This window comes from Bradyrhizobium uaiense (genome assembly GCF_010811875.1).
Taxonomy (GTDB): Bacteria; Pseudomonadota; Alphaproteobacteria; order Rhizobiales; family Xanthobacteraceae; genus Bradyrhizobium; species Bradyrhizobium uaiense.
Genome location: NZ_VKHP01000516.1, coordinates 1 through 973 on the forward strand (window position 1 = coordinate 1; position 973 = coordinate 973).

A 973-nucleotide genomic window follows, 5' to 3' on the forward strand; every position below is an offset into this window, starting at 1 on the left:
AGCCTTGCAGCACCAGAAAAGCCGCCAGCGCAGCCAGGTTGACGTCCTGGTTGCGACCAAAGACCCACAGCGCGATCAGCCAGCCGGCGTGAACCAGCACAATGAGCGGGTAGTGATCGGCGCCGACCTCGATCGCGCCCTGCGCCAGGAGCCGCGCCGTGTTGCGGCGTGACAGCACGAGCTCGCCGAGACGTTGCAGCGTGACCAGCGCAAGGATGACCGAAGCGAAGCTCATGCCGCGTGCCTGAGCGCAACGCAGCTGAGCGTGAAGCCGGGCCCCAGCGCCGTGAGCAGCGAGCGCTGCGGCAAGCCCTTGGCGCAGGCCCGTTCGAGGACAAAGAGCACCGTCGGCGCCGACATGTTGCCGCAAGCCGCGATGACGTCGCGTTCGTGATCGAGCGTGCCCTGATCGAGCGCAAGCGCACGCTCCAGCGCGGCGATGACCTTGGAGCCGCCGGGATGGCAGAGGAAACGGTCGATGTCGTCGGTCGTCAGCTGCATCCGCGCAAGGATTTCGGCAACGGCCGACCCAAGATGATTGCGGACGAAATCCGGAATGGTGCGCTGAAAGACGACACCAAAGCCTTCCGGATCGACCGTCCAGCCCATGATGTCGAGCGTATCCGGCCACAGCTTTTCGCCCGCCGCCTCGATCCGCGTCGCACCGCCGTCCCCGGCGCGCAGCACGATTGCGGCGGCGCCGTCGCCGAACAGGCTGGCGGCAACGATATTCGCCTTGGTGAGCTCATCGTGCCGGACCGCGAGCGTGCAGAGCTCGAGCGCAACCAGCAGCACATTCGCACCCGGCCGCGCTTCCGCCAGCCGCGACGCGATCGACAGGCCCGAGACGCCGCCCGCACAGCCCAGACCGAACACCGGCACGCGCGACACGTCCGTCCGCAAACCGAGCTTACCGGCGACACGCGCCTCCAGCGTCGGCGTGGCGATCCCCGTCGACCACACCGTGACCACG

Annotated in this window: 1 protein-coding gene and 1 pseudogene; both read right to left on the bottom strand. The window is 67.9% G+C overall.

The window, feature by feature from the left end; all coding sequences use genetic code 11:
* A pseudogene (locus tag FNJ47_RS46205) lies at positions 1–235 on the bottom strand (isoprenylcysteine carboxyl methyltransferase family protein); the annotation flags it as partial.
* Positions 232–973 (bottom strand): type III polyketide synthase (locus FNJ47_RS46210; protein ID WP_163163451.1); only part of this gene is annotated, 742 nt, incomplete at its 5' end. The gene FNJ47_RS46210 and the pseudogene FNJ47_RS46205, both read right to left, overlap by 4 nt.